The following is a 19,738-nucleotide window of genomic DNA, read 5'->3' on the forward strand; positions in this document are numbered from 1 at the left end:
TACGCAACGCCTCCGAGTTGGATGCTCATCATCGGCCTGTGTGCTTATTGTTCGTTAGTATAGCAGAGCTATACTCAAGGCGCAAGGGGCAGTCATGAATGACGACCCGAAAAATTACAGAACGGAAGAAATAAGCTCTTTGTCAAGCACTTCGCGCTCAAATGCTTCTACATACTTGGTCATGCAGTTGCAATAGTAATCTCTTCTGCAGATCGGGCAAGGAACCGTAAGAAGACGGTTAACACCGATCAATTTCCAATCCGGCTTCTTCGTGAAGATCAGTCGGCATTGGGTGTTATCGGACATCGTAACGACAAAATGATATAGTCCATCTGCTACATTAATGTCTGCAGCTGCAAAATCTTTAATTTTCATATTGAATTTCATAATCAATCTCCTGTTTTGTAGATTTGAAAATTCCTTGTAAGCTTATTAAATTTGCGGGTGAATGTCAATTCATTTATATAGTTTATCCATGTGGGAACTGCCCGAAACGTGAACTTCCGGTTATTCTCGCAATTAAGAGGCTATCTAGCACGAAAGAAAGAGCAGCCCCCCTGAATAAGGAGCTGCCGTTCGCGAGAATCTTATGCACCCGTTTGCATCGCAAGCGACTGCTGCATCTCGAATTGCGTCATATAAAGCTTCTTGTACAACCCATTTTGCTTCATTAGATCATCATGCGAACCCTGCTCGGAAATTTGACCATCCTTGACGACGAGAATGATATCGGCATCGCGGATCGTAGATAGCCGATGCGCGATAATAAACGCCGTACGGCCTTCCAGCATCGTGTGAAGCGCGGCTTGAATGTGCTGCTCCGTCTCAGTATCTACGCTGGAGGTAGCCTCATCCAGAATCAGAATGCGCGGATCGGAGAGCAGTACCCGACCGAAGGCCAGCAGCTGGCGCTGACCGACGGACAGCTTCGACCCGCGTTCCTCGACCTGCGTCTGATAACCGTCCGCAAATTGGGAGACAAACTTGTCGATGCGTACATTCTCGGCTGCGCGGCGCAGCGCCTCATCGGATGCGTCCTCGTTGCCGTAGCGCAAATTCTCTTCAATCGTTCCGGAGAAGATGAAGGAATCCTGCAGCACGATACCCATCTGACGCCGCAGCGACTCCAGCGTTACATCCTTCACTTCTTGGCCGTCAATTAGAATCCGGCCGCCGGTCGTATCATAGAAGCGCATGAGCAGATTGACGATCGTGCTTTTCCCCGCACCGGTTGGACCCACAAGCGCAACGCGCTGCCCCGGCTTAATATGAAGATTAATATTCTTCAGCACATCCGGTTTATCCGCTTCGTAGCGGAATGCTACGTTCTCGAATACAACCTCGCCTTGAATCGTCTTCATCGGTTTCGCGTTGGCGCGATCCTTCACTTCCGGTTCGGAGTCCAGGATCTCGAAGATACGCTCAGCGGAAGCCATCGCAGACAGTACCTGGCTATACACTTTGGAGAGCGCGCTGAGCGGTCCCCAGAAACGCCACAGGTAATTAATGAAGGCCATAATGAAGCCCAGCGTTAGTTCTTTATCCATCACCGCTTGCGCACCGAACCACAGCACGACGCAGGTTCCGATCATCCCGATCATCTCCACGGAAGGGAAGACGATCGATTCCAGCGTTACGGCCCGCATGAACGCATTCTTATTGCGCGTGTTCAGCTTCTCAAACCGCTTGTTGTTCTCGGATTGGCGAGAGAACGCTTGAATGACGCGTATGCCTTGCAGCGTCTCGTTCAAATTGCCGTTGATCGCGGACATCGTTTTGCGGGATCGCGACCAGGAGCCTTCGATCTTGGATTGCATTTGGCCGACAACCAAGTATAGCAGCGGCAAGGTAATGAACGATAACAGCGCCAGCTTCCAATCCATCCAGAGCAGGATGGCTACGATCCCGATCAGATGCGTAAACTCCATGACCAGCGTAATCAAGCCGCCGTTGATGAGCTCGCCGATCGCGTTCGTGTCGTTCGTGATGCGGGACATGATTTTGCCTGCCGGTCTGCCATCAAAGAAACGAAACGATAGAGATTGCAAATGATTGAACAACTGTTGTCGCAGATCGAACAAAATCCGCTGTCCGGTAAAATTGATGAATCTGGTATGCAGGTAGCCAAACAGCCAGCCCGCTACTCTAATCCCCAGCAGGGTTATACCGATCATATTAATCACGAAGAAATCTTGCTTTAAGATACCTTCGTCAATGATATACCTAAGCAGCAGCGGCTCTGCGAGACTTAGACCCATGTTGAACAGGACAATAACGAGGACGATGGCAAGGACTTTGCGATAAGGGAGTACGTAGCGGAACAATCGCTTCATGTACTCACGGTTAAACGGCTTCTCTTCTAAATCTTCGTCGGAATCCCATTCGACTTGACTCATTGAGGTTTCCCTCCTTTATGACGTTAATGATTATTTTTCATGCCGTTAATTTCACGATTATCTGGCTGCGGCAGCCTCTTGCATCTGGAACAAATTACGGAAGAACCCTTCCTGCTCGAACAGTTCTTTATGCGTTCCCTGCTGTACAATCTTGCCTCCGTCGAGCACGACAATGCGATCTGCGCGTTTCACAGAGGATAGCCGCTGCGCGATGATGAACGTTGTGCGTCCCTTCATGACCTCCAGCAGCTCCTCGTGGATTGCGGATTCCGTTGCCGTATCGACGCTTGCTGTCGCTTCATCCAGCACGAGGATCGGCGGATCCATCAGAATGGCACGCGCAAGTGCGACACGCTGCCGCTGACCGCCGGACAGCCCAACGCCGCGCTCGCCGATGATCGTGTCGTAGCCGTGCGGCAATGTATCGATAAAGCTATGAATTTGCGCTTTGCGCGACGCCCATTCGATCTGCTCTTGCGTCGCTTCCGGTACTCCGTATGCGATGTTCTCCCGAATCGTCGCGGAGAACAGGAATGTCTCCTGCGGAACGATTCCGATTTTGCGGCGCAGTCCTTCGAGCTCATAGTCTCGGACATCGACGCCGTCAATCAGCAGCCGGCCTTGGCTGACATCATAGAACCGCGACATCAGCGCGATCAAGCTGCTCTTGCCGGAGCCTGTCGCGCCGAGCACGGCAATGACTTCTCCCTGCTTCACCCCAAGCGAGATATCCACCAGAATACCGGCGTCCTGCTCCGGATCTTGATCGGCAAAGTGGAAGGAAACCCCTTCAAAGCTGACATTGCCTTCAATGCGATCCGTATCCGCATTAGCCCCTGCCTCCGAGCTGATATCTACCGGCGTATCCAGCACTTCGAACACGCGAGGCGCGGCTTTGATCGCCTGCTGCATGATGTTGATTTGCCAGCCGAGCATGTTAAGCGGCCAGATGATTCCCCATGTATACCACTGGAACGCCATGAACGTTCCGAGCGACATGTTGCCCTTCGCCACGAAATATGCTCCGACCCATATCATCGTCAGAAAGACCAAACCGCCATAGAAGTTCATCAGCGGGAACGATTTGGCCTCAAGCTTCGCCCGGTCCATATTCGTTTCGAAGTTCTGATCGTTGCGTTCCTCGAACTTGGATTGTTCCACGTTCTCACGGGCAAAGGCTTTCACAACCCGGATACCCGAAATGTTCTCTTGCAAGGTTGTCGTCAACTTGCCCATTTGTTCTCTAATCTGACCCCAAGCCGGACCAACCTTTTTGTTAAACTGGTACAGCGCAAACAACAGCAGCGGAACGCTGGCCATACAGAGCAGCGTAACCTGCCACTGGATGAACGCCATGAAGACAATCGTACCGACGAAGGTCATCGCGCCTGTAAACATGGCCATCGCGCCGAAACCGATGAAGTTCTTCACCGATTCGATATCGCCTGTCATCCGCGACATCAGCTGTCCGGTCTGGGCTTTATCGTAATAGCTGAAGGACAACCGCTGCAGATGATTATAGAGCTGCTCCCTAAGCGTATAGACGACATTTTGCCCGACAAGCTCTTGCGCACGGCCTTGGACGAACATCGCGATACTTTTCACGACTTGAATGCCCGCCAGACCTATTATCAACGCAAGAATCAGCTTCACATCGCTACCCCCGATCCCTTCGTCGAAGATCAGCTTCAGCATCCACGGCGCGATCAGATCAATCACCGTTCCGAGCACCATCATCACCAGCGAGATGACGACCCAACTCGTGCTTGGGCGTAAATAACGCAATAAGCGAACCAAATTTTTCATTGTTGTATTCCCCCTTTTAAACAAAAACATGCGCAGGTTCCACGGGCGGCAACAAAAAAGGAGACCTCAAGCCGCATGGCTCAAGATCTCCTTATACACAGACGGGTATACAGCTACTTAAGGCTGCAGTCTGTGAAAGAAGTCGGGCCGATGGACCTGATCAAACGCTTCATTGCGCACATCAATAAAAATGTTTACCATATCCATCGCCCTCCTTTCATCGTTTTCCGTTAATTGGAACATCCAAATCTTAACACCACTTCCGGCAGTGCGCAAGAGGCTCTTGTGAAATTTATTTTCGCCTATAATCGGTCTAAATCAGCCCAAACGCGGTCATGCTCCTAAAAAGCAGCCGGTTACAAATCGCTGGAAGGCTCGAAATCCGCAGCCGTAATTCCTTGTTCCACCGCGAATTCGAAATCCTCAATATCATATACCTGGACAGGCACTTCAGCCTCCAGGAGCTTATCTTGAAACTCGAATTGATCCGACAGCAGAGGTACGCTCAGCTTCATCGAAGTCAGTAACAGCTCCGTCTCGATCGGGTCAAAATATTCGCCGTAATGCGCGTTATCCACCGCATGAACAATGGTAAATTGAATCATGTCATCCAGCAGCAGCGGCGAGCTCTGACGCCAAGGCATCTGAAGGGCACGCTCGATCTTCTTCTTGTTGAACGGGTCCTCGAAGAACGCAATAAGCTCTCCTATCTTCCCTTTCACGTGCGCATCGTCCTCGGGATCATCCATCACAGGATCTGTTCCTGCTTTCATATCGTAGAGTTCCATAATTGTCGAATATGGCAAGACAAAATCGACAGGCCGGCTTGGTACGAGCAAATGACCATATGTTGCTACCATTACGGCTTCAATGACAAATCGCCGTCGCATTCTATCTCCCCCTTGTAATAGGGAGTTTGACCGTAGTCAAACTCTCTCTGCTAAGTGTTAGCTTATTATACAACATAACCTTTCACGTACACAGAGCTAAATGCTTGTTTTACAGGAAGCAACTGTTTGGAAGCTGTGCTAAAATAAGACTGGTCCCTGCCCTAATGTTAAATGTGTATTGGAGTTGATCCCGAACTTATGCATAACGAACAAGTAATCATCGTCGGTGCCGGTCCGTGCGGACTGGCCGCTGCAATTGAGTTGCAGGCAATCGGCATCGATCCGCTTATGATCGAGAAACGCAATGTCGTTCATTCGATATCGCAATACCCCACCTATATGCACTTCTTCAGCTCCCCGGAGCTGCTCGAGATCGCCGGCATTCCGTTTACGACGGCGAACGAGAAGCCGTCTCGCGTCGAAGCGCTCAACTACTACCGCAGCGTTGCTCTGCGGCGTGAAGTCCGCGTTAACGCGTATGAAGCCGTCACGGCGATTCATCCGCAGCAAGATGGCAGCTTCGTGCTGGAGAGCTCGAATCGCCATGGCGAGTTAAACCATTATCACGCCAAAGCCGTCATTATCGCAACCGGGTATTTTGATCACCCGAACGAGCTTGGTATTCCCGGCGAGAAGTCCGATAAGGTGACGCATTTCTTCCGTGAAGCCCATCCATACACCGGCATGCAGGTCGCCATCATCGGCGGCAGCAATTCGGCGATCGATGCGGCTCTGGAGCTGGAGCGAGTTGGCGCGAAGGTCACCGTCGTATACCGAGGCGACCACTATTCTTCGAGCATCAAGCCATGGGTGCGCCCGATCTTCGAGAGCCTCGTCTCGAAAGGCCGCATTCAGATGCGCTTCGCCTCCCGTGTCATTGCAATCAGTCCGCGAAGCGTTACCATCGAAAGCGAAGGCGGACTCGATGAACTGCCGAACGACTTCGTGCTGGCCTTGACCGGTTTCCACCCGGATCGCGCATTTCTTGCCTCCTTCGGCGTTACGATCGAAGAAGAAGGGTATCCGACCTTCAACGACGAAACGATGGAAAGCAATGTACCGGGTATTTATTTGGCAGGCGTTGTCGCTTCTCGGCGGGAAGCCAATGAAATCTTTATCGAATCCGGCCGGTTCCACGGGCGGAAAATCGCCGTACATCTCATGCGCACCGATTCGTTAACGCTATAGTCGCCTGCCGCGCGTATGTATAATGAAAAGGCTTTGAATCCCGAATCGGCGCAGCAGCGCGGTCGGTGAATTCAAAGCCTTTTTGGTTTTCTTACAGACTCACGATTGGCTGAACGCCATCTTCGTCGACGCCTTGGAAGGTCATCACTGTCGCAATTTTCTGCAGCCGGATATATTCATTATTCAACAGTTCCGTTCGGAAGTACGCAAACATATAGACGGCTTCGATGAATGTTAATGCCGGATACACGGAAATGTTCTGATTGCTGAACGGATTATCGAGCAGCACCTGCCATTCCCCGCTTCGCTGGTCTACGGGTATGGATTCGAATACATGACGCTTGGTCCGAATGATGCCTGCGAATTCGCGCCAAACGTACGTCCACGACGGACTCGTACGGCCGGGGTCCGGAACAGCAAGCTGCCCACGTCGCAGCAGTTCTTGGGTATACTCACCTTCCTCGTCGGTAAACGTGCGCAAATACTGCCTGAAGTCATCCAGAAACCGTCTAATTGCGGTGAATCCTCCCGATCTGAGCTCCAGGCCGAACGCCTCTATTTCCACATCGGAGTCCAGCCCCTTGATCTGTTGAAAATAGGATTGATCCGTCACATTCATACGCCTCTTACCCTCCTACACAACGCTATGACTTCAGCAGCGTGATGGTTCCATCTTGCTCCAGCACTATTTTTCGAGTCGGATTATTGTTCAGCTTCACATTAAACAGCTTCAACCGCTCTTCCTTCACTTCAAGAAGATCCCAGTCTGAGGTCGGCTCGATGAAGCCCCTCTCGATAAGCGCTTGCTCAGCCTGCTGTTCCGCTGTTTCGTTATCCTCCCACCAGAGAGCGCCATAGTATGCAAAATCATACACATTTCTCAACATTCCACATGCGATTTCACCGGTCATGCGATGACGCAATACGATGGGCATTGTCCTTCAGCTCTCCTTCTATCGGGACGGTAAGGCGGCCTTCAAAATAAAAGGCGCGGCGCCTGTTAGCCGCCGCGCCGTCTCAGATCCTACAAGTACATATTCTCGTGCTTCGCCTTGAGGCGTAGCCAGCGGCGTTCCACTTCATCCTCGAACGACTTGAGCGCTTCGGCATATTCCGGGCGCGTCATATGTTTGGTTTTTCCCATGTTCTTCAGCCAATCGCCAAGCGGAATTCGTTTCCCCTTCTCTTCCGGGTTATACGTAATCGTCGTGACGCCTTCTTCAACCTCGTACATCGGGAAGAAGCATGTGTTAACGGCTTCATCGATCAAGGTCTGACCGATTTTCTCCTCCGAGAGCCAGTTCAACGGGCAAGAAATAAGGATTTTCCCATACACAAGTCCGACGTTCTGCGCATAATATTGCGCCTTCGCCGCTTTACGGAGCAAATCCTGCGGCAGCGATTCCGAACCTGTAAATACATACGAAATATTGGTTGCCGCCATAATTTGCGCCGTATCCTTATGATGGAACAGCTTGCCGCCTTGATGCTTGCCTACGTTGGATGTCGAAGTACGATGACCGAGCGGTGTTGAATACGACATCTGAGCGCCGGTATTCATATAACCCTCGTTATCGTACTCCAGAATGATCATCTTATGGTTACGGAGTGCGCTTCCGATCGCCGGCCCCATACCGATGTCCATCCCGCCGTCGCCTGTAATCATGACGAAGGTGAAATCATCCTTCAAGCCGTACTGATCCAGTTCGCCGCGTCGTTTGCGTTCCCAGAACATCTCTACAACCCCGGACAGCGTTGCCGCGCCATTCTGGAACAAGTTATGAATATACGTCGCTTTATGCGAGGAGTACGGGAATCCGGTTGTAACAACCATCGCGCAGCCGGTTTGGTAGAGGGCGACAATATCGCCTTCAATCCCCTTGAAGAACAGCTCCAGGCCGGAGAAAATACCGCAGCCCGGACAAGCTCCGTGACCCGGTGCCAGTCGCTTCGGTTTCTTCGTCAGCTGGCGAACAGGCGGAACTTTCACTTTCAGCTTGCCGGTTGTTTCATCGCGGTCAACCGTAATGAGACCTGTCTTCAGCTCCTCGTACTTGAGCGGCTCAAGGACACGCTTCGGCGCTTTCTCCGGATCGCCCGGCGTATGGCCCCAGTAGTCAAACGGCACTTCGACTTTGCCCGATTGCGCGGCTTCGATCGCAAGCTCAAACAGGTGATGCCCGTCTTCCGCGTAGAAATCTTTGCCGCCTAAGCCGTAAATCCGGCTGATGACGAGTGTATCCCGAACGCCTTGCGTAAACAGCGCTGCTTTAATTTCATTCGTCATGTTGCCGCCATGGCCCCCATAGGAATCAGCGCGGTCGCCGATCGTCACGGCTTTGACGCCGCGCAGAGCTTCTGCGATTTCTTTCGCTGGGAACGGACGAATCATATTCGGCGCGATTGAACCTGCTTTGATCCCTTTCGCGCGCAGCTGATCCACGACGTCTTTGATAATTTCCGAAGCGGAATTCATCAAGAACACCGCTACTTCGGCATCATCCATCCGATACAGATCAAGAATCGGGTAATCACGGCCTGTCAGTTCGGCATACTCCGTGCGGATCCGATCGAACACTTCTCCGGCATTATACATAGCCATCGATTGCTGGTAGCAGTTGTTGATGTAATCCGGTTCGTTCATGTAAGGGCCGACGGTGATGGGATTGTTACGGTCAAGCACATGTTTGAAGCCTTCAGGCGAATGCTCGCCTACGAAAGCATGTACATCCGTCCGATGAGCAAAGGTTTGGACGCGGCGTTTCTGATGCGAAGTAAAGTAACCGTCGGAAGCGACAAGAACAGGCAGTCGCACCTGCGGATCTTCGGCAAGCTTAAGCGCCATAATGTTCATGTCATACACAGCTTGGGGATCGCGGCACATTAGGATCGGCCAGCCGGTATTGAGTGCGAAGTACAAATCGGAGTGGTCGCCATGAATATCGAGCGGCCCGGAAACCGAACGGCATACGAGGTTCATGACCATTGGGAAACGCGTACCGGATTGAACCGGCATTTGCTCCAGCATATACAAGTAACCGTTGGAGCTTGTCGCGTTAAATACGCGGCCGCCTGCAGCGGAGGCACCATAGCAAATCCCTGCGGAACCATGCTCGCCGTCTGCGGGTATCAATTTAATGTCATGCTGCCCGTTCGCTTTCATGAGATCGAGGAACTGGGCAACCTCTGTTGAAGGTGAAATAGGAAAATAACCCATAACGTGATAGTTAATTTGATGTGCCGCATAAGCCGCCATCTCATTACCCGACTCATAGACCATACGCTGCTCTACTTTACCTCTGCTCACTTCTTTGTTGATTTCAATGGCCATTGTTTCGCTCCTCTCTTCCGTGCAAACCCTACACGACGTTAATTCGCTTTTGCCCAATCAAACTTGTGCGGCACTCGGTGTTGTTCGCCGTAACCATCCGTTTCACGTTCCGAAGCAAGCGCTTCGGTCGGACATGCCACAACGCATTTCAAGCAACCCTTGCAATATTGATAATCGATCCCCTGCAGGAACATTTGCGGACGACCCTTCTTATCCGGCTGCTCTTCCCATACGAAGCAGAAGTCCGGACACGCGGTGTCGCATGCTGCGCAGTGAATGCATTTCTCATCGTCAAAATGCGGCATCATGCCTTGCCTTGAAATACTAATATCCTTCAGCACGCTGTTTCCGGGATTGATGATCATCCCGCCCATTGGCTGCGTCTCATAGCCGAGTGACGGAACATCCCACCGCGTTGGCTGAGGCATGGTCTCGCCTTCAGGAAGCGAGTAAGTCTGGAATTTCACTTCATCGTACCCGCGCTGGAATGTACGCAGCGCCGGTTCGACCGCCTGCGGATATTTCTTCTCCAGCGACTTCCGGATAATTCCTTTCATATGCTCAAAATCCAGGAACGTGCAGAGTCGGAATAACCCGCCAAGCATCGCCATGTTAACGCGATTGTTCTCCTCGAGCGAAATGCTTGTAGCATCAACTACAGCAAGTGTACCAGCGGACAAGTTCATTTTCTGCTTCAATTCATCGGTTGTCTTACTAGAATTGACCAGTACCACGCTGTCTTCATAAATCCCGCTGATGACATTCACGGTTTTGGACATATTCTCATGAAACACCCCAACGATATGAGGACGCTCTACCGGCGACGTATCGCGGATATTCGTCTCCATATCGCAGAAACGAATATGCGCCTTTACCGGCGAGCCCTTCTTCTCTGATCCGTAAGAGGAGAAACTGACCCCATTGAAACCGCTTCCAACAACGCCTGCTTCAGCTAACATCTTTCCGGCCAAGTTAGCGCCCAATCCGCCTATTGATTCCAATCGAATTTCAAAGAATCCAAGATCATTCTGTTTTGGAAGTACCGCCACTTGCTCCACTCCCTTCCCGAATTAACTGAAAACTTATATAATTCACAACTATCAGTATACCATTACATGGAAGGGGCGAATAGCGTTTCTTTCCTAAACAGGTTCGCGAAAACAGTAATACAGCATAATGTCCCGAAAGCTGTTCTAGTACAGCTTGTCCCATTTTAATAAACAAAGCTAGCACAGCGGCTGTTCATTTCCGGCATGGACAGCCCTGCTTTCCCGAATTACGGACGCGAATTGCGACGTTGATAGTGCCTTAATTCCTTCCAGCCGATTTGTTTAATCCCTTCGTAATGCATCGCATCCTGTACTTCTTTATCTCGGAAAATATCCATTTCCATCCCCCGCTTAAGCGGTTCCGAGTGAAAAGCGGTCAGCTCGTCAGTTACAAGTGCCGGGTGGATGATCAGTTCGGATACGCCCGGCTTTAACCGTTTCAGCAGCGAAATCATTTGCGACTTGAACTGTGCGTACGTTTCGCCCGGCTTTGCATGAAACGGCAGCGCCACGAGATAGTCCAGCACGGCGACTCCTCGCCGATCTGCTTCTGCAGCATGCTTAAGTGCCTGTAAGGCCAATTCCGGAGGCGCCGGCGCTCCCGATTCCAGCTGCAGGAATCGAGGAAGTCGGAAGGGAAGCCTGTATCCTGCGCATACATCAAACACTTCCGTCAGAAAATGTCTGCCCGTCTGCAATCCGTACAAGCTTCCCATATGGTTATCTGCGTGAGTCACATTGACGCCCATATGAAGCGCCATCTCTACTTGAGCGATGAGTTCTTGTTTCACCTGCTCCGTATCCGCTCTGCGCTCGAACGATTTGGAATCCCGATGAAAATACCCTTCACCCGTCACAAGCGACTCCGTTGATCCGCCGCGATAAACCGGCCCCCACTTCATCACATCCCATTCGCTAGTCAGGGTGAAATGGACGCCGACATCCAATAGGGTATGACTGGCGCTCCATACTGCCGCTTCTCTTGCCCATGCGCAAGGCATCATGATGGTAGCCGAAGAAACGATTCCGCCCTCAAGCAGCTTTTGAATTCCTTTATTGCTGGAGTGACATAAGCCAAAATCATCCGCATTAATAATCAACAAGCGATCGTTCGGTCCGTAACCTAGCAGCTCAGCCGTGCTCTTCATATACATGCCTCCCCACCTTGCTTCAGCATGATTGCTTCCGGTTTACCGAAATTTCACAATATCATGTTATCTATATGAATAAAACAAGGCCGATCATTCTCCACGGCGGAGATAGATCGGCCCTGCATGTCCTATGAGATTAAATGACGACGGAACAAGTTCACCAGCTCTTCATTCCAGCGATCGACCCAATTACAAACGAAAGATGCGCGCTCGATCTGATCATGCCAGATTGCCTCCGAATCCATTCCTTCGAATAACCTGCCGGCAAAATGAAGCCAGACGTCGATCATCCGAATCTTTATTAACGCAGGCAGCAGCTGCACTTCTTCCTCCGTCAGTTTCGCCGCTTCACCATAGCCGCTGCAGAATAACTCTATCCTTCGAAAGGCTTCTTCTTCGTCTTCACTCGGAAATTCGGCTAAAGCAACAGCCAGTTCCATTGCTCTTACATCCATCGTGCAGAATTCGAAGTCCAGCAGTCCCGTTATTCGATCGCCTTCAGCTACCGCATTCGTAAACACGATATCTCCGTGGATCCACTGCGGCTGCAGGCCGGCAATGTGATTTCTTAACGCCGCTAATTGTTCTCTTGCACGCTGAAGTCCATCCAGCTTCTCCCGGCTTTTTAAAAGGCGCTCAGAGCGCTCGCATAACCCTATAAGAACCTCGGCCGACATGGAACCATGGATTTCCTCGAGCTCGTAATAGGGTTTATACTGGGGGAATGTTTCCGGCTTCAACGTTAAGCCGGCCAGTGCGAGAGAAAGCTCTCCTGCGGCATAGCCAAGACCGGATATATGCGAATCGAAGTCAGGCCTTGGCCTGTTCCCGTTAATATACCGATATAAGGCTGCCAGCTTGCCATCCGAGCCGATCGTAACCGAGTCGCTTGCGTGATTGAGAACCGGGCGAGGCACTTCGAACGATAACTGATGCCGCTGGAGCTCATATAAAATTTCATGCTCTGTTCTTATAAACGCATCGTTACGGTGGTTCTCGTATACGCGGAGCACGAACTTCTCCCCATCGGAATAAACCATGCGAGTCGTATTATTCATTCCGCTTTCTTCCTGCCTGAGCATCCAATTCGGATCAAGCGGATAAGCATTCAAGTACTCGGCAAATTCCCCTACTCTGATTTGACTCATATATGCCGCTGCCTCCAATTGTTGCACCTTTATTTCAGCCTTTTCGGCCTGCCGGCACTTATTCGGCTTCCAGCTTCTCAAGCCTGCCGGCAAGCGTATGCTGCCAGCTTTCCGACAATTCCGCAATGGCAAGCAAGCTGCGTATACCCGCCTTGTCCTGTTTGTCGATGTGCATGACTCGGTTGGCTTCGGCAATCGTAATCGCAGCCGGATGACTCTCTGTCAGGAGCAGCTTCTCCCCTTGTCTTACATGCCCTTCCGCAAGCACGCGCAAATAGAAGCCGGTAAAGCCGTTTAATTGTACTTCGTGAGCCAGCTCCGGCAATTGATGCTTCATGCCGAGCTTGTAGCAGGGCTGTCTAGGCTGACTGACTTGGACTACGGTTTCCCCGACGCTCCATATATCTCCAATACAAACTTCATGCTCCGTCAGAGCGGAAACGGTGAAATTCTCGCCAAAGGCGCCCGGAAGAACTTCGCGCTGCCAGCGTCCTTCCCAATACGGGAAATGTTCGGCCGAATACACGCAAACGGCTTTATCTGCACCGCCGTGAAAGACAAGATCACCCTGACCGTCACCGTTTAACCCTGTACGAGACAAATAAACAGGCTGTGTTCCAATCGGACTCTTATTGATGCCGGTGCTTATATCTTTTTTCCCGAATTTTACGGTTTCCGGCAGACCCGTATTAATCGAAATCACTGTTCCAAGCTCCATCCCTGCTCCTCCTTCAACGATCTCTGTATATTACAACGAATTATAAGCCGAATTATGGAAGCATGCAATCCTTAACGCCGTTAATAATAGTGATTTTGACATGATTTCCCCTAATGGATCACGTTGTTACAGATCGTGTCGAAAGCGCTCTTATCATGTTGTTTCGTGCGCTTCCCCGGGAAATAGTCGCGAGCAATTGGGGAAATATTTTCCGAGGTTCACTTTAATATTTCCCTATGCGCCAATCTGGATTCGATAAGCTGAACGAGTTGACTTCTAATGTTGCGGGAATTTTCTTTCAATTCTGATACATTCATCGATGGATCTCCGACTGAACCGAATCGAGCCCACAACCTTGAACGGCACCTTCTTCAGCAAGGCCCGGTATTTCCATTCAATTAAAAGCCCTCCAATCAAGACTGCGATAGTGATTGAAAGAAGGACAATAGGATTCATGAATGCAAACGCCCCTGCCGCGCTAATTGATAGCCAGCATACTGAAATCGCATCCGCAAACACCCCATAGGCGCCAAGATTCCACGGTCCTTTTAGCTTCGAAAGATTGCGATTCGTTATTTCCCCATACAGTTTAGCTCCAATGGGAAGCGCCAAAGCGATATGCAGCGCGGCTACACTAAATAAGATCAGCTGCAAAAGAGTGGTTTGCGGAGTCATCGCACCGGCTGCCACCGCTTTGAACACCAATGAAGTCACGCAGGCAACTATAGATACAGCAAGCACCGCACGAAGAGGCGTGCGATACAGCACGGATACCGCGGAAAGCCTGCTTGAGAATGGCACAGCCTCGTCCCTCGCCATCGCGAACAACGTGCGCGATGCTGCCGCCACAGACGCATTCCCATTCATCCACACAAACGAAATAACGAGCAATAGTAGAATCGTATTACTCATTGCCCCCCATTTGGTGGTCCAGAGGGTTATAAACCAAGTTCCGATGTCTGAATAGGCGTATAGCCCCTCACTTCCGAGCGGAAACCACATCATCAGAAGCACGAACAATATAAATCCGAATAAACCAAGTGCAACGGAAGAGAAGAAGATCGACCACGGCACGATGATCCGAGGATCCTTCGTTTCTTCTGCCATCTGTCCGGCATGGTCGATACCCAGAAACAGACGTTGCAGCATTAGCATCCCGATTACCATCCCCGATTGGCTATTGCCTGCAGCGGAACCCGCGATGGGGTCCGTACCCGACAGCATTTGAAAGGGATAAATGGCCGGCCATGACGCCGCAACGAAGAACAGAATGATCGCCAGCCATACCACCAGCTGCAGGCCGGAAGAAATCGCTGCTATTTTGCCTATGGAGTGAACCCCTCTTACATTCAGAAGTGCTTGCGTGAGAAACAGCACGATAAGGAGCGCATAATACAACTCTCCGCCGCCAGCATAGCCTAACCTCGTCTCCATCACTTTATAAAGCCAATCTGCCAGAAGCAGATTCGCAGTTACAAGCATGAGAATCGTACCCAGGAAATGCAGCCAGCCCGACCACAAGCCCATCCGGCGTCCGCCCGCGGATAACGCCCAATGATAGCAGCCGCCGGCAGTCGGGATGGCAGACGCAAGCGCTGCAAGCGAGCTAGCCGTTACGATGCCTAGGCAGGTTAGGACAGGCCAACCGAATCCGATGACCGCTGGGCCGCCTGCAGCCAGCGCCGGACCAAGAAACAGGACCGCTCCGCCAATCATAGATAAGGATGTAAAGGACAGCCCAAACAGGGATAACCCGCCCATATGCCTCGTCAGTTGCTGGGCAAATCCAATGCCGTTCAGATCATGTTTATCCTGCATATACCGCACATAGGGAGAGAAGTGATGCAAGGATTGGTGCAAGGACCGCTTCGCGCCTCGTTCTGCTGTACGGGCGATAACAAGGGAGAGACCACATGCACATACGATAATCAAACAACCGGCCCATAGCAAAAACAAAGTCGCCACCCCCTTACTTGACTTTATGAGCGCGGCAATCCCAACAGCACAACTAAAAAATCCGCCGGCATCGGAGCTGCCAGGACGGATTGAATCTTGCATGTTTATTCGATTGGAGGCTTTTAATCAGCCTTGCAATCCTTTTTCTTCAAGCTGTTCAACACACGATTCTTCACTTGCTCGATATCAAACGGCTTGCTGAAAAACGATTGCACGCCCAGCTGTTTGGCTGCCTCCATCTTAAGGGGATCCCCAAATGCCGTAATCATCGCTACCTGCGCATGTTCGTTCCATCGACGAATGCCTTGGAGTGCCTCAATTCCATCCATATCCGGCATCTTCAGATCAAGCAAAATGAAGTCAATCGCCGTCGTACGAACAGTCTCAATCGCGGCAGCCCCGTTGATCGCCTCATACACGATCATCCCTTCAAGCTCGAATAATTCTCGGAGCAGCATTCGGATAGCCGCTTGATCATCAACGATGAGGATGCTGCAAATCGGCTTGTTAACCTTTGAATCCGATTCTACAGCCGATATTCGCACGGGCTCTGCTGAAGTTTGCTTAGTCTTGAGTTGATGCAGTTGGCTTTGATGGTTGCGTTCCATGACCGGTTTATTATTCTCGTGCTGTCTTCGTCTGATCAAGGTGACAGTCAGAATAAAGCAGATTGGCAGCAATATGAGAACATAAATCATAAGGATCTCCTCTGGTACAGTTAATTGTTCACATCCATTCGGCCAAGTGGCCCGTTCGGATTAATGATGTCGCTTAGGTCATAGACGGAAATCGGAAAGTACGGAAACCCAAATGCATAAGGAGTAAGCTCGTATAAGGCAAAATAAATAACTAACGCGCGATCCGCAATGTAGAACGGTTGATCCGGCCGAATGGCGTTGAACGGCTCCAATGTGGCGATTTGTCGCTCATCGATTTGAGCCTTGATGATATCCGAAAGTCTGCCGACATAGTTACTGCCTGGTTTGAAAAGCTCCGACAATGTGTATGACTTGCCCGTGCCTGTATCGAACGTAAGCGACTCCTGAAGCGTTAGCCCATGAGCCCCGCCTGTAAACGCGTAATTAAACAACGATAAGCTTAGAATGTCCTTCTCGTTCGTCTTGACTTCGAAATAACCTTGCATATCGGCGCGCGGATCCTCAAGAGAGCCCTGATCGTGCACGAGCTCGCTTACCGTCCTGCGTATTTTACCGTTAATTGAATTGCGTGCCGCTGTGTTATGAAGTCCGCTTACGACCGGAACCCAAAGCTCGGCTTTCGGGAACGTGACGCGGGAGGCATGGATAACGGCCGGAAACTGGAATGCCATGATGGAACACCTGCCTATTCTAGGTTAATGCTCCATTGTATGCCGGTTCCTAATTAGATGACTCTTCTCATCTCATGCCATTCAATGCCCCCATGCGTGGATGCCGAAACCGCTACATACTCGAACCCGAGTCCTTCATAGAAAGCGATCAGATGCTGTTCGCACATGAGAACGATAGTAGCGAGCCGATCGTCTTCCGCTTGTTTGATAAGCGCTCTCATCAGCGCGGATCCAATCCCGCTGAAACGATGCTCGGGAGCGACTGCCACGGACAGAATGACAAGGTGGTTTCCACCGGCTTCGGCACTGTGCGCGCTCTTCACCGCATCGCTCTCGCAGCTGCTTTCCGCTGTACGAACTCCGCAGGATAGCCCAATAAGCTCGTTATCCTGCCAAGCTGACCAGAAATAGCCCGGGAAATGCTGCTGTCGGAACGCAAAAGATTCCCGCGTTGCCGCAGCTTCAACCGGATAACATGCGAGCTCCAGCGCATGTGCGGCATCGAGCTCGCTTTGTTCGATTGGCCGCAGCTCATAGGTAATGGATGCACTCACAGCAGCATTTTCTCCCGCTCTGTCATTTTTCTTCCCTTGATATCCAGCACGAGCTTCCCGTTATTCAAACCGATTATCCGATCTGCGAACCGCTCCGCCCAGTCACCTTGATGCATGACCGCAACTACCGAGATCCCTTGCGTCTGGCACATCTTCTTCAAATCGGACAGCACTTGCTCTGCCGCATGCGGGTCCAGCCCGGATACCGGTTCATCCGTGAGCAGTGTCTTGGCACCGTGAACCAAAGCGCGCGCCATCGCAATACGCTGCTTCTCCCCGCCGCTCAGCTTATCGCCTTTCTGATGTGCTTTCTCAAGCAGCCCCATCTTCTCGATCATATCCATGGCACCCATGTAGTCATCACTGCGAATCATACCTGTTACTCGGCGCCAGATCGGGGTTTGGTGCGTCGTGCCGATGAGCACGTTCTTGAGTGCGGTCCGTTTGCCGATTAAGGTCGGCTTCTCTTCGAGATAAGCGATTTCACGACGGATTTTCATTTTGCCAAGCAGACCTTTTTTGAGAATATCGACGCCGTCCACGATGTAGGAGCCGCCGCTCCACGACTCCCTCATCGCCAAGCAACGAAGAAGCATGGACTTTCCGCTTCCGCTTGCCCCTTTAACGGCGATAAATTCACCGGGTTCTATGTTAAAGCTGATCCCGGAGAGCACCTTCGGCCCGCCCGGAATTTGTTTGGATAGTTGATCGACTTTTATCATGAGTGGCGCTCCTTTATGAATGCATTTGCTAATAAATTCGCAGAGTTCTATGTAAGCTATTAATCTAGTTTAAGTTAAAAAAATAATAGTTTCCATACGAACAAATGTTTGCTATAATAAAAACAAGAACACACGTTCTAAATTCCCGCCAATTGTGAGGAGGCTAACCATCATGAATAACTGTGAAAACTATCGATTTATCGAAACGCATCGACCATTCCGGGATCTAACGTTTAAGTTTTATTCCAACGGCTCCTTGACCATTATCGACAACAGTGCTGATGAAGTCATTAGCCCCCGCGAATTGAAAGGAGCAAGCTACGACTTCTATGTTCGCAAGAGAATCGCTTATATTAAGCAGGATCTCACAGCGAAATTAAATAAGTATGCCTAACAACTCACAGTCTCTATAGGTGTCCGCAGCTGACTGCTGACCCGTATAGAGACTGTTCCCTAGCCCTGCCCCGCCGTATGTATTAAGGCAGCTGTTTGTTAATCCCGTTTAAGCTGGAGGGCCTGCTCGCTAATTTCTCCAGCTTCTTTAATGAGGAAGAATAATCTCTCCCCTCTGATTCACTACCCCGGTTTTTCTTATTGCTGTTCCGATTTGTTGGCATACATCCTTCACCTCCACCTACAGTATTTGTAAATGTTCCCAGTACTATTCGATTTGACGGCGAATCCCAAGATGCGGTAGATTGAATCTACACAGCGAAATCATCTGGGGAAGGAGCCGTGCCTAAGATGAAACAAAGTATTCTATTCGATCTCGATGATACGCTAATTTACTGCAACAAGTATTTCTATTTCGTCATTGATCAATTTACGGACCTCATGTCAGACTGGTTCAGAGGTTATGGAATTTCGGCTCAGGAAATCCGTGACAAGCAAACCGAAATCGACATAGCCGGCGTTCATGTATCCGGCTTTAAGAGCGATCACTTCCCGCAATCCTTTATTGGAACTTATCAGCATTACTCCGATCTGCTGGGTAGACCGATATCCCCCGTAGAAGTAGATATGCTGTGGAAATTAGGAAGAAGTGTTTACGATCATGAGGTTGAGCCCTATCCGTTCATGGAAGAGACGCTGGACGAGCTGGCGTCCAAAGGTCATGAGCTGCACCTTTACACCGGCGGGGAAATGTTAATTCAACAACGTAAAATCAAGGAAATACAGCTGGAGCGATATTTTGGTCCGCGCATCTATGTCCGTTCGATGAAGAATATCGAAGCGATGGAGAACATCCTTCGAGAAGGCCAATTCGATCGTAAATCGACTTGGATGATCGGCAACTCCATCCGTACGGACGTGATTCCCGCCTTGACTTCGGGTATACACGCCATTCACATGAAGACTGATTCCGAATGGGCGTATAATATTGTCGGCATTGATGTAGAGCCAAAGGGCGCATTCTTCACCCTCGACCAGCTCCGGGACGTTCCGACAAGTATTCATACTTACCTGAATCAGCGCGGTCCCAATTAATGATCAAGAAG

19 protein-coding genes are annotated in these 19,738 nt (G+C 50.6%); 3 read left to right on the forward strand and 16 right to left on the reverse strand.

Annotated elements, in window-relative coordinates; translation table 11 throughout:
- Positions 1–114: 114 nt before the first annotated feature.
- The 4 genes from I8J30_RS11580 to I8J30_RS11595 all read right to left on the reverse strand — a co-directional run bounded on the left by I8J30_RS11580 (position 115) and on the right by I8J30_RS11595 (position 5,092).
- The gene (locus I8J30_RS11580; protein ID WP_210658353.1) at positions 115–387 is read right to left on the reverse strand and encodes a hypothetical protein; all 273 of its coding nucleotides are present in this window, start codon (positions 385–387) and stop codon (positions 115–117) included.
- 200 nt (positions 388–587) lie between these two features.
- Positions 588–2,396, reverse strand: coding sequence for an ABC transporter ATP-binding protein (locus I8J30_RS11585; protein ID WP_210658355.1), 1,809 nt, complete (start codon positions 2,394–2,396; stop codon positions 588–590).
- 57 nt (positions 2,397–2,453) lie between these two features.
- A complete protein-coding gene (locus tag I8J30_RS11590) occupies positions 2,454–4,202 on the reverse strand; it encodes an ABC transporter ATP-binding protein (protein WP_210658357.1) in 1,749 nt (582 codons plus the stop codon).
- A gap of 356 nt (positions 4,203–4,558) precedes the next feature.
- Positions 4,559–5,092 (reverse strand): ADP-heptose synthase, encoded by a 534-nt coding sequence (locus I8J30_RS11595; RefSeq protein WP_091215827.1) that lies wholly within the window; start codon positions 5,090–5,092, stop codon positions 4,559–4,561.
- Positions 5,093–5,290: 198 nt separating this feature from the next.
- On the opposite strand from I8J30_RS11595, the gene I8J30_RS11600 reads away from it, so the two are divergent.
- Complete coding sequence (locus I8J30_RS11600; protein WP_210658359.1) at positions 5,291–6,280, forward strand: YpdA family putative bacillithiol disulfide reductase; 990 nt, start codon at positions 5,291–5,293, stop codon at positions 6,278–6,280.
- Between the two features lie 91 nt (positions 6,281–6,371).
- Here the strand turns inward: I8J30_RS11600 and I8J30_RS11605 are convergent, their stop codons facing one another.
- From I8J30_RS11605 to I8J30_RS11660, 12 genes are all read right to left on the reverse strand, one after another.
- Entirely contained in the window at positions 6,372–6,899 is a 528-nt protein-coding gene (locus I8J30_RS11605; protein ID WP_210658361.1) for a hypothetical protein, read from the reverse strand.
- Between the two features lie 25 nt (positions 6,900–6,924).
- Positions 6,925–7,215, reverse strand: a complete 291-nt coding sequence (locus I8J30_RS11610) for a hypothetical protein (protein WP_210658363.1) — start codon at positions 7,213–7,215, stop codon at positions 6,925–6,927.
- Between the two features lie 89 nt (positions 7,216–7,304).
- Complete coding sequence (locus tag I8J30_RS11615; RefSeq protein ID WP_210658364.1) at positions 7,305–9,611, reverse strand: thiamine pyrophosphate-dependent enzyme; 2,307 nt, start codon at positions 9,609–9,611, stop codon at positions 7,305–7,307.
- Between the two features lie 38 nt (positions 9,612–9,649).
- Positions 9,650–10,660 carry a 2-oxoacid:acceptor oxidoreductase family protein gene (locus I8J30_RS11620; RefSeq protein ID WP_210658366.1) on the reverse strand — a complete coding sequence of 337 codons (1,011 nt, stop codon included), beginning with the start codon at positions 10,658–10,660 and terminating at the stop codon, positions 9,650–9,652.
- Positions 10,661–10,887: 227 nt separating this feature from the next.
- Positions 10,888–11,808, reverse strand: coding sequence for a polysaccharide deacetylase family protein (locus tag I8J30_RS11625; RefSeq protein WP_210658368.1), 921 nt, complete (start codon positions 11,806–11,808; stop codon positions 10,888–10,890).
- A 131-nt stretch (positions 11,809–11,939) separates the two neighbouring features.
- On the reverse strand, positions 11,940–12,959 hold the full coding sequence (locus I8J30_RS11630; protein ID WP_210658370.1) for a phosphotransferase: 1,020 nt from the start codon (positions 12,957–12,959) through the stop codon (positions 11,940–11,942).
- A 58-nt stretch (positions 12,960–13,017) separates the two neighbouring features.
- Positions 13,018–13,677, reverse strand: coding sequence for an MOSC domain-containing protein (locus I8J30_RS11635; protein WP_210658371.1), 660 nt, complete (start codon positions 13,675–13,677; stop codon positions 13,018–13,020).
- Between the two features lie 276 nt (positions 13,678–13,953).
- Complete coding sequence (locus I8J30_RS11640) at positions 13,954–15,633, reverse strand: APC family permease (protein ID WP_210658373.1); 1,680 nt, start codon at positions 15,631–15,633, stop codon at positions 13,954–13,956.
- A 122-nt stretch (positions 15,634–15,755) separates the two neighbouring features.
- Positions 15,756–16,331, reverse strand: coding sequence for a response regulator (locus I8J30_RS11645; protein ID WP_210658375.1), 576 nt, complete (start codon positions 16,329–16,331; stop codon positions 15,756–15,758).
- Positions 16,332–16,351: 20 nt separating this feature from the next.
- Positions 16,352–16,963, reverse strand: a complete 612-nt coding sequence (locus I8J30_RS11650) for a DUF3298 and DUF4163 domain-containing protein (RefSeq protein WP_210658377.1) — start codon at positions 16,961–16,963, stop codon at positions 16,352–16,354.
- Positions 16,964–17,016: 53 nt separating this feature from the next.
- Positions 17,017–17,517: a GNAT family N-acetyltransferase gene (locus tag I8J30_RS11655; protein ID WP_210658378.1), complete on the reverse strand. Its 501-nt coding sequence runs from the start codon at positions 17,515–17,517 to the stop codon at positions 17,017–17,019.
- Positions 17,514–18,239: a phosphonate ABC transporter ATP-binding protein gene (locus I8J30_RS11660; protein ID WP_091215791.1), complete on the reverse strand. Its 726-nt coding sequence runs from the start codon at positions 18,237–18,239 to the stop codon at positions 17,514–17,516. The genes I8J30_RS11655 and I8J30_RS11660 overlap by 4 nt, the downstream gene beginning before the upstream one ends.
- Before the next feature lie 172 nt (positions 18,240–18,411).
- Here I8J30_RS11660 and I8J30_RS11665 point away from each other — a divergent pair, with 172 nt between their 5' ends.
- On the forward strand, positions 18,412–18,633 hold the full coding sequence (locus tag I8J30_RS11665; protein WP_091215788.1) for a hypothetical protein: 222 nt from the start codon (positions 18,412–18,414) through the stop codon (positions 18,631–18,633).
- Positions 18,634–18,983: 350 nt separating this feature from the next.
- Entirely contained in the window at positions 18,984–19,727 is a 744-nt protein-coding gene (locus tag I8J30_RS11670; protein ID WP_210658380.1) for an HAD family hydrolase, read from the forward strand.
- Positions 19,728–19,738: the final 11 nt, after the last annotated feature.

The sequence above is a fragment of the Paenibacillus lignilyticus genome (genome assembly GCF_017942085.1).
GTDB classification, from domain to species: Bacteria; Bacillota; Bacilli; order Paenibacillales; family Paenibacillaceae; genus Paenibacillus_Z; species Paenibacillus_Z lignilyticus.

Bases quoted from the DNA above. Each gene is read 5' to 3' on its own strand.
- I8J30_RS11585 (WP_210658355.1), bottom strand. From the start codon at position 2,396: ATGAGTCAAGTCGAATGGGATTCCGACGAAGATTTAGAAGAGAAGCCG.
- I8J30_RS11610 (WP_210658363.1), bottom strand. From the start codon at position 7,215: ATGCCCATCGTATTGCGTCATCGCATGACCGGTGAAATCGCATGTGGA.
- I8J30_RS11660 (WP_091215791.1), bottom strand. From the start codon at position 18,239: ATGATAAAAGTCGATCAACTATCCAAACAAATTCCGGGCGGGCCGAAG.
- I8J30_RS11625 (WP_210658368.1), bottom strand. From the start codon at position 11,808: ATGAAGAGCACGGCTGAGCTGCTAGGTTACGGACCGAACGATCGCTTG.
- I8J30_RS11665 (WP_091215788.1), top strand. From the start codon at position 18,412: ATGAATAACTGTGAAAACTATCGATTTATCGAAACGCATCGACCATTC.
- I8J30_RS11580 (WP_210658353.1), bottom strand. From the start codon at position 387: ATGAAATTCAATATGAAAATTAAAGATTTTGCAGCTGCAGACATTAAT.
- I8J30_RS11635 (WP_210658371.1), bottom strand. From the start codon at position 13,677: ATGGAGCTTGGAACAGTGATTTCGATTAATACGGGTCTGCCGGAAACC.
- I8J30_RS11645 (WP_210658375.1), bottom strand. From the start codon at position 16,331: ATGATTTATGTTCTCATATTGCTGCCAATCTGCTTTATTCTGACTGTC.
- I8J30_RS11600 (WP_210658359.1), top strand. From the start codon at position 5,291: ATGCATAACGAACAAGTAATCATCGTCGGTGCCGGTCCGTGCGGACTG.
- I8J30_RS11615 (WP_210658364.1), bottom strand. From the start codon at position 9,611: ATGGCCATTGAAATCAACAAAGAAGTGAGCAGAGGTAAAGTAGAGCAG.
- I8J30_RS11590 (WP_210658357.1), bottom strand. From the start codon at position 4,202: ATGAAAAATTTGGTTCGCTTATTGCGTTATTTACGCCCAAGCACGAGT.
- I8J30_RS11595 (WP_091215827.1), bottom strand. From the start codon at position 5,092: ATGCGACGGCGATTTGTCATTGAAGCCGTAATGGTAGCAACATATGGT.
- I8J30_RS11630 (WP_210658370.1), bottom strand. From the start codon at position 12,959: ATGAGTCAAATCAGAGTAGGGGAATTTGCCGAGTACTTGAATGCTTAT.
- I8J30_RS11650 (WP_210658377.1), bottom strand. From the start codon at position 16,963: ATGGCATTCCAGTTTCCGGCCGTTATCCATGCCTCCCGCGTCACGTTC.
- I8J30_RS11605 (WP_210658361.1), bottom strand. From the start codon at position 6,899: ATGAATGTGACGGATCAATCCTATTTTCAACAGATCAAGGGGCTGGAC.
- I8J30_RS11670 (WP_210658380.1), top strand. From the start codon at position 18,984: ATGAAACAAAGTATTCTATTCGATCTCGATGATACGCTAATTTACTGC.